This window comes from Streptomyces flavochromogenes, assembly GCF_000717595.1.
GTDB classification, from domain to species: domain Bacteria; phylum Actinomycetota; class Actinomycetes; order Streptomycetales; family Streptomycetaceae; genus Streptomyces; species Streptomyces flavochromogenes.
In genome coordinates this window covers 291,105-299,337 of sequence record NZ_JNZO01000008.1, presented here as the reverse complement: position 1 = coordinate 299,337, position 8,233 = coordinate 291,105, and the positions used below count along the sequence as shown (strand labels likewise).

General features: G+C 71.6%; 8 protein-coding genes. 5 read left to right on the top strand and 3 right to left on the bottom strand.

Annotation, left to right across the window (positions count from 1 at the left end; genetic code table 11):
* The coding region (locus IF00_RS0112405; protein WP_030317370.1) for an RICIN domain-containing protein at positions 1–738 on the top strand (738 nt) is incomplete at its 5' end.
* A 151-nt stretch (positions 739–889) separates the two neighbouring features.
* Positions 890–1,513 (top strand): hypothetical protein, encoded by a 624-nt coding sequence (locus IF00_RS45595; RefSeq protein ID WP_030317368.1) that lies wholly within the window; start codon positions 890–892, stop codon positions 1,511–1,513.
* A 93-nt stretch (positions 1,514–1,606) separates the two neighbouring features.
* Here IF00_RS45595 and IF00_RS0112395 read toward each other — a convergent pair whose 3' ends face one another.
* Positions 1,607–2,488: an arginase family protein gene (locus IF00_RS0112395; protein ID WP_037638028.1), complete on the bottom strand. Its 882-nt coding sequence runs from the start codon at positions 2,486–2,488 to the stop codon at positions 1,607–1,609.
* Between the two features lie 88 nt (positions 2,489–2,576).
* Between IF00_RS0112395 and IF00_RS0112390 the strand changes: the two genes are divergently transcribed.
* Complete coding sequence (locus IF00_RS0112390; protein WP_030317366.1) at positions 2,577–3,785, top strand: hypothetical protein; 1,209 nt, start codon at positions 2,577–2,579, stop codon at positions 3,783–3,785.
* A 118-nt stretch (positions 3,786–3,903) separates the two neighbouring features.
* On the opposite strand, the gene IF00_RS0112385 is transcribed toward IF00_RS0112390, so the two are convergent.
* On the bottom strand, positions 3,904–4,452 hold the full coding sequence (locus IF00_RS0112385) for a DUF1062 domain-containing protein (RefSeq protein ID WP_030317364.1): 549 nt from the start codon (positions 4,450–4,452) through the stop codon (positions 3,904–3,906).
* 201 nt (positions 4,453–4,653) lie between these two features.
* Entirely contained in the window at positions 4,654–5,130 is a 477-nt protein-coding gene (locus tag IF00_RS45590; RefSeq protein WP_051820151.1) for a tRNA-dependent cyclodipeptide synthase, read from the bottom strand.
* A 153-nt stretch (positions 5,131–5,283) separates the two neighbouring features.
* On the opposite strand from IF00_RS45590, the gene IF00_RS45585 reads away from it, so the two are divergent.
* Positions 5,284–5,466, top strand: coding sequence for a hypothetical protein (locus IF00_RS45585; RefSeq protein WP_158710451.1), 183 nt, complete (start codon positions 5,284–5,286; stop codon positions 5,464–5,466).
* Positions 5,467–5,808: 342 nt separating this feature from the next.
* Complete coding sequence (locus IF00_RS0112370) at positions 5,809–8,142, top strand: M9 family metallopeptidase (protein WP_051820149.1); 2,334 nt, start codon at positions 5,809–5,811, stop codon at positions 8,140–8,142.
* Positions 8,143–8,233: the final 91 nt, after the last annotated feature.

Genomic DNA, 8,233 nt, shown 5'->3' with positions numbered 1-8,233 from the left:
ACCCCCACCCCCACCCCCACACCCACGCCGACCGGGCCGCGACCCGGCGCCGGACCGGACGTGACGGTGGGCCAGATCCAGGCGGACTCCGTCGTGGTGAGCTGGCCGCGGGTCAGTGGAGCGTCCTGGTACCAGGTACTCCTCGACGGCAGGCACCTCACCTGGGTCCAGGGCACCGCACTGCGGATCTACAACCTGCGGCCCGGCACCTCGCACACCGCCGCCGTCTCCGTCCGCGACAGCCAGGGCCGTGACAGCGGACCGGGCCGCGCGACGAGCTTCCGTACCGCCGGGGCGGGCGGCACCACCACCCCCGGCACCCGCTATCTGCTCTCCAACGGCAGCACCGGGCTGAGCGCCCAGTTGTGGGGCGGCCGGAGCGCCGACGGCACGGTCCTGGTCGGTGCTCAGAGCAACGGGTACGAGCAGCAGCAGTGGTACTTCGACGACGCGGGCAGCGGTCTCGTACGCGTCCGGTCGGCGGCCTCCGCCAAGTGCCTGCAGCCCGGCGGCACGCCTGCCCCCGGCATGTGGGTGGCCCAGCAGCCCTGTGCCGCCGGCTCCTCCGCCCAGCAGTGGCGGATGACGGTGGCGAACGGCGCGGTCACGCTCACCGACCGGAGCGGAACCTATGCCCTGACCGTCAGCAGCCGCCCGTACTACGGATCCTGGCTGCTCGACCTCCAGCGCGTGGACGGACGGCCGGCGCAGATCTGGACGGCCCGCCGGGCCGGCTGAGCCGGCCCGCACGTCGCATCCGCCGTACCTCGGGCGGGCCGCCGACCGGCGGCCCGCCCTCGCCGGCCCCCGCGCCTCGCGGCCCCACGTCTCGTCGGCCCCAGCGACGCGAGCCCACGCCTTCCCTCCATCACCGGACCGGAGCACCGCCATGCACACCGCCACCCGACCCGCACTCGCCCTCACCACAGCGCTCGTCCTCGGACTCACCCTGCCGCAGCCCGCCGCCGCGCACGGCGACAACCTGGAAGTGGTCATCACCGGTCACCGGGACGGCCACGTCCTGACCAAGGTGACCTGGGAGAACGACGGCGACGCCGTCGACGAGAAGGTCGCCGCGCTGGTCAGCGCTGTCAGCACGGACGGCCTCCGTACGGCGGGCCCTTGGAAACTCGTCCGGGGCCCCCACCCGACCGACTGGACCACCGCCGAGGCCCTGCCGACCGGCATCTGGAAGGTCACGGTCGCGGCCGGACAGCCCGCACTGGGGCACGCCGAGCGGCGGTTGACGGTTGCGGCGGTCTCCTCGTCGCCCGGTGCCTCGTCGGCTCCGGGCGGGACCGCAGCCACACCGTCCCACACTCCTCCAGGGGCGCAGGAGACATCGCAGGCTCCGGAGGCTTCCCGGTCCCCGTCGACGTCTCGCTCCGCGGCCGAGGACAAGGACGAGGAGACCTGGGGTCCCTGGCTGACCACGGTCGGGCTCGCGGTCGCCTCGCTCGCCGGAGCCGCCGCCGGGATCTGGATACGACGCAGGCGGGGAGGGCGGCGCTGACGACAGCCGGGGAGCCGCGCCACACCCGAGCCTGTCCGCCCGACGCTCCGGGCCCCCGTGCACGGGTCGGCGGGGTTGCGGACCGCCGGAGCACTAGACCGGCGGGACCCCGGCCACCAGGGCCCGCCGCAGGCAGTCGGTCAGGCGGCCGGCGATCGTCCCGTCGGGGTCGAGCCGTGGGTTGAAGATCGTGACGTCGAACCCTACGGCACGCTCGTGGCCCAGGGCCGTCCTCAGCACGCCCTCCAGCTCGGCCCAGCTCAGCCCCCCGGGCTGCCGGTAGTCGACGGCGGGCATGATCGCGTCGTCCAGGACGTCGACGTCGAGGTGGACCCAGTACCCGTCGCGCTCGGCGAGCCGGGCGACGGCGCCCCGCGCGGCCTCACCCGTACCGGCCGCGCGCACGTCGTCGAGGGCGAGGGCGTACAGCGTCGGCGGGAGCGGCCGGCTCCCCGCCGCGGCGGACTCGTCGGCGTCCCGGAACCCGAACGCGACGACGTCCTCGTCCCGCACCAGCGGCCCACGGCCCTCCAGATCGGCGAGCAGCCGGGGGCCGCGCCCGGTGGCCAGGGCCAGTTCCATGGACGCGACCTCGCCGGTGGGCTCGGCGGACGGCTGGTAGAAGTCCGTGTGTCCGTCGAGGAACAGCAGTCCGTAACGCCCCCTGCGCCGCAGGGCGAGCAGGTTCCCGAGCAGGATGCTGCAGTCGCCGCCCAGGACGACGGGAAAGCGCCCGGAGTCGAGCACCTCGCCGACGACGTCCGCCAGCTGTACGGAGTACCGCGCGATCCCGCCGGGGTTGAGCACGCCGGTGCCGGCGTCCCGCACCGGTTGGTACGCGGGCGGTTCGACCCGCGCGACCCGCGCCACTCCGCCGAGTACGGCATCCGGCAGCTCCTGCACCCCGGACGGCCGCAGCCCGAGCACGGACGGCGCCTCGACGACGGCGAGGCCGCGCTCGCCGGGCAGCGTCATACGTCCATGGTGTCCCCATCGGCCAGACCGTGCGCGCGCCGGTGAAATGGGCCTGCTCAGGGCGTTGCGGGGGCAGTAGCATCCCCGGATGCGAAGCATCGAGGACCTGATACCGCAGGCCGGATCCGCCGACACCGCAGGTCTGCGGGAGGTCGACGCCGAGGAACTCGCACGGTACGTGGCGGACCCCGGGAATCCCTGGTGGCGCCACAGGCCGTGCGTGATCGCGCTGACCGGCCGGGTCCCCGAGCGGTACGTCCCCGAGCTGATCGCGCGCGTCCAGGACCCTCGGGAGACCCCCGAGGTGCGCAGGGCCCTCCTCGACCTGCTCGCCGACCGGCCGGAGCTGCTGCCGTGGCTCCGGCACGAGGACCGCGCGTCCGACACCGCGTACGGCATGGGCGACGCCTTCCTGAAGGCGCGGGGCCTGCTCGGGGACCGCTCGGCCGCGCGGGAGCTGGCGACGATCGCCGCCTCGCCGTGGCGGCACTCCCGCGACGCGGGCGATGCCGGCCTGGACGGTCTCGTGGACCGGTACGGAGCGGAGGCGATCCTGACCCAGCTCGGCGAGGAGCGCCCAGAGGACCGGGAGTTCCACGTCTGGATGCGGTATCGCGCCGACGAGGACGTGACCTACGCGCTCGCGGACCCGGACCGGCGGGTCGCGTACGTCGCGCAGTCGCTCGCGACCGACGCGGACCGTCTGCGCGCCTACCTCGACGAGGCGCCGACGACCGAGGCGAAGGTCTGGGCGGCGTGCGCGCTGTACCGCCTCACCGAGGACAGGGCCGAGGCCAAGGCGGTCTACGAACGTCTGGGGCGCCCACGGGTCGAGGTCGAGGGACTGGACGAGGAGCTCCGCGCTGCGATCGTCCACGAGTACGGTCCCGGCTGCGAGCGGCTGAGCGACCCGCGGTGGCGGCTCGAGGCCGTCTGCGCCGAGCCGCCCGCCGGCCCTGACGTGGACGATCAGCTCCGCCGGGCGACGGCCGCTCTCACCGAGGCCGGCCTGGCGCCGAAGCCGCCGGTCTCCTGCGGTGAGGACAACCAACAGGGGGACGGGACGTACCATGTGATCGAGGTCGGCGGGGACCGGCTCCAGATCAGCACCCTCGGCCCGTTCGCGACCGCCGAGTACGAGTTTTCCGACGCCGCCCGGCGAGCGCTCGAGTCGGCGGGTTTCCGCTGGATCGACGGGGAGACGGGCGCGATCCGGGTCACGGACCTCTGCGTCTACTACTTCGGCGGACGGAACGCCGTCACGGTCGACACGGCTCTCTTCTACTGGCAGGACTAGGGGGTGTCTTGTCGATCGCGCCGTGCGCCCGGCTTGATCGGCAAGACACCCCTGAGGGGCGCCTCGGGCCTGTCCGGCGGCGGTCGCAGCCGGACAGGCCCCCGGTTCCGTGGAGGACTCAGCGCTTGAGCACGAAGCTGAAGTCGCCGGAGAGCAGGCCGCTCAGCCGGTCCGCCGAGACGAGCCTGCCCTCCGCGACCAGTCTCTCGACCTCGGCCCGTGACAGACCGAAGCCTTCGGCGATCAGCCGGACCGGCCGTACGGGAATCGGCGCGGCGAAGCGGACCGAGACATCGACGGCCTCGCCGCCCAGGTGATCCGATCCGCCGGTGTCGAGGCGCCAGGCACCGTCCCAGTCGAGGGCGACGCGGTTGCGGCGCCGTAGGGCCGGATCCTGGAGCAGCTCGGCCGCCAGACCCCGGTCGTTGTCGTGCATCCGGTCGAGCAGCTCAGGTCGTACGGAACGGACGTTCGCCCGCTCCAGGACCGTGAGCTTCGCCGTCTCCCCGCAGGAGGTGCAGAGCACGAGAAGCCAGGCGTCGAGGAGCTTGTGGTGCGCGTTGACACGGATCTTGCCGTTCGCCCGGAAGCGTTCGGATCCGCAGGTGTGGCAACGGCGGAGGACCGCAGGAAGGCAGGTGGGCATGACCACCCAGCTGTTGAGCACAGGAGTACACCGGTTTCAGTGAGAGATCCGCAGCAAAAAGGAGCGCGGCGCGCAGGGCGCGACGCGCGACGATTCAGCGCTCGGGGGGTCTCAGACGGTGTACAACGGCCTGCCCTTGGCTCGACGACGTGGCTCGGCAGCACAGTACGGGCGCGCGGTGCCGCCGTTCCACAGGTTTTCGCGGTGGTGGACGGGCCCGCGCTACCGGCCCTGTACGCGGCGGGAGACGAGGGTCAGCTCGCGGAGTTCGTCGGGTGCCTGGGGATGGCGCCCGGCGGCGATCTCGGCGAGGGTGCTGAACTGCCCGGGGTGCACCATGACCGGCAGGTCGCGGCGGGTGCGGCAGCAGAAGACGGCGAACTCCTCCAGGAAATAGGCGCTGGAGGTGTCGACGCGTCGCCGGAGTTCCGCGTCGTCGACCGTGGCGGAGTGCTTGGCGTGATAGGCACGGCCGAAGGCCTCCACCGAGGCGCGGAAGGCGTCGTCCTTGGCGAACAGGGTGCGCAGCTCGTGGTGGAACTCGGCGTACTCCGCGGTCTCCTGGACATCGCCGCACAGCGTCTTCCTGCCGGGGGTGCGGACGAGAGGGAGGAGGCAGGGAAAAAGGAGGGACTGTCCACGGTGGTCTTCCGCCTGAAGGGATCGCCTGGCACGGGTTGTTGCCCTGTTTGATGACACCGGATGCAGAAACGCTGCTTCAGTCTTCCGAGTGGAGCCCGGGCCGTGCTGCAGCGGTGCACCATCGAGGAGTCGGCCTTCGCCGGCCTCTGGCGCGCGTGCGTCGAGTTCAGATGTCCGGTCGATGACGTCGGCCGAGGAGAGGAGGGGCGTGTGTCCCAGGAGGAACGTGACTTCAGGCTGGGCCTCACCGGCTTGACCGGTGCGGAGCGTGAGGCTCGGGTACGTCTGCTCACCGAGCAGGTGGCGCAGGAGGTCGCCGCGGCGAGAGCCGCACTGCAGGCCAGGCGTTCAGAGGCCCGCTCGACGCGGGACCCTGCGCCGGAGACGGACTGAAGCACGGCGGGGGCAGGGCATCCGGGCGCTCGCCCAGTGAAGGCCGGGCGGGACCCGGCGCTCTCACAGCCCTGCCCGTCGTCGCACTCCGGGACCGCCGGCGGCAGCTCTTGCGGGCCGCGCACACCGGCGTACGTCCGGGCATCGAGGCGCCCCGGCTCGTGGGCCGCTCGGGAGGGTCGGCGCAGTCCAGCACCGGAAGTTGACGACGTTTGCGTTGCCGAAGCCGATGAATCCGGCTCAAGCCCTTCCGACGAAGGGAGGTCTATGCAATTTTACATGTCACACATCATTGCCGCGTTCCCCGACACGTGGCTTCAACGGCCCCGGAGGCCCCCACAGATGCATCCGTTCCGGATATCGAGAGCCAACGCGCGCAGACTTCCCGCGCTCGGCGCAGCCGTCTTCATCACGCTCGGCCTGTTCACCCCGCCAGGCCGAGCCGCCTCCGCCGACGCCCCCACGGCGACCCGTGCGAGCGCGCAGGGACCCACGTCCTCGGCGCCGCGGTCGATCCCGGTGCCCACGTCGCCCGACGCGATAAGCAGCAGCCCCCGCTTCCGGATCTCCTCGCAGGACAGCACCGAGGAGTCCGCCCCGGCACCCGCCCCGACCGTCAGGTCCGTCAAGGTCGGCAAGCAGTCCTCGGGCGCCGCGACGGACGAGTGCGGCGACCTCACCGGCGTCATCGACGCCACCGGCAGTCTGTTGGTCCAGCAGCTCACGTCCCTCCCCCGGATCAACTGCACGTACCCGCTGTTCAACCTCACCGGGGAGAACGCGCGCAAGGCCTTCCACGAGGCCCAGATGGTGACCGTCGCCAACGCGCTGCGCGACGCCTCGGTCACGTACTCGGGCGACAACACCGCCGCAATCGGTCAGCTGGTGCTGTTCCTGCGCGCCGGCTACTACGTCCAGGACAACAACGCGGACGCCGTCGGCGACTACGGCACGGCGCTGGACACCGCGGCCCGCGGCGCGCTGGACGCGTTCTTCGCCTCCCCTCGCAGCAAGGACGTCACCGACGCCAACGGCGAGATCCTCAACGAGGTCGTCACGCTGATCGACAGCACCCACACGGCCGGGCGGTACGCCGGTGTCGTCAAGTGGATGCTCGGCGGCTACGACGGCACCTGGCCCGGCCAGATGAACCTGGCCATGCAGCACGTCGAGTGGGTCGTCGAGAACGGATTCAAGGCCAAGGGCGACGCCCGTGGCTGGCGCGCGGCCCTCAAGGCCGACCCCACGATCCTGGACACCTGGGCCGGCTTCATCACGCGCAACGGCGCGCAGCTGAACCGCCTGGACGTCGTCAGCAACGTCGGCCGCTACCTCGGCCACGCCCTCGACGTCCCCGAGCTGAAGGACCGGCTCCGCCCTCTGCTCAAGGACCTGATCAACCGCTACCCGAACGTCGGCCCCACCGCGCCGATCACCATGAACCTCGGCTGGTACACACGCCAGTACGACAGGAACAACTGCGCGGCCTATGCCATCTGCGACCTGGGCGAGCGCGTGCTCCCGGCGATCCTGCCGATCCAGCACACGTGCACCCCGGACCTGAGGATCCGCGCCCAGGACATGTCTCCGGGCCAGCTGGGAAGCACCTGTACGAGCCTCGTCGAGCAGGACGCCTACTTCCACCGGATCATCGGCGACAAGGGTGCGATCCCCGGTGACGTGAACACCGACCTGGAGGTCGTCGTCTTCGACGACTACACCCAGTACGCCCTGTACGCCTGGGCCATCTACAACATCGACGTCGACAACGGCGGCATGTACGAGGAGGGCGACCCGGCCGCCGCCGGCAACCAGGCCCGCTTCATCGCCCACGAGGCTCACTGGCTGCGCCCGGACTTCCAGATCTGGAACCTCAACCACGAGTACACCCACTACCTCGACGGCCGCTACACCATGTACGGCGACTTCGAGGCGGGCATGACCACGCCGACCATCTGGTGGGTCGAGGGCATCGCCGAGAACATCTCGTTCGGCTACCGCGGCGAGCGCAACGCCGACGCGATCGCCGAGGCCCGCAAGAACACGTACAAGCTGAGCGAGCTGTTCGACACCGTCTACGGCCAGGAAGAGGACCCCGAGGTCAACTCGAACCGGGTGTACCGCTGGGGCTTCCTCGCGGTCCGCTACATGCTCCAGGCGCACCCGGCCGACGTCGAGACCGTGCTGGACAAGTACCGCGCCGGAGACTGGACCGGGGCCCGTTCCTTCCTGAAGGAGACCATCGGCACCCGCTACGACGCGGACTTCGCGAACTGGCTGACGACCACCTGCGCGACCGACGACTGCGGTGCGCTGCCGGAGGCCGCCTTGACGGCGCCCGCCCCGCTCTGCACGATCGGCGACCCCCGCCAGTTCGACCAGAACTGCCGCCGGGACGATCTCGCGGCCGCCACCGGCAATTACAGCTACCACTTCGTGTACCTGCCCGCCGGCGTGAAGCAGCTGACCATCACGAGCAGCGGCGGCACCGGCAACGCCGACCTGTACTACGGCGGCAGCAACTGGGCCACCACCGGCAGCTACGCGGCGAAGTCCGTCAGGCCCGGCAACGGCGAGACGCTCACGATCGACAACCCGCCGTCCGGCTGGGTCTACTTCAGCCTCGCCGCCGCGCGGGACTTCAGTGGTGTGAGTCTCTCCACGCAGTCCAAGTGAGCCGGTTCGCCGGGGCCGGCCGGGTCGGACTCACCCGGTCGTCCCCGGCGGCACGGGAACGGCGTACGTTGCCGCCGCGGTCCTACGTCGC

What these genes read in the sequence shown, in the direction of transcription:
- IF00_RS45595 (WP_030317368.1), top strand. Translation starts at nt 890, where the DNA reads ATGCACACCGCCACCCGACCCGCACTCGCCCTCACCACAGCGCTCGTC.
- IF00_RS0112395 (WP_037638028.1), bottom strand. Translation starts at nt 2,488, where the DNA reads ATGACGCTGCCCGGCGAGCGCGGCCTCGCCGTCGTCGAGGCGCCGTCC.
- IF00_RS0112390 (WP_030317366.1), top strand. Translation starts at nt 2,577, where the DNA reads ATGCGAAGCATCGAGGACCTGATACCGCAGGCCGGATCCGCCGACACC.
- IF00_RS0112370 (WP_051820149.1), top strand. Translation starts at nt 5,809, where the DNA reads ATGCATCCGTTCCGGATATCGAGAGCCAACGCGCGCAGACTTCCCGCG.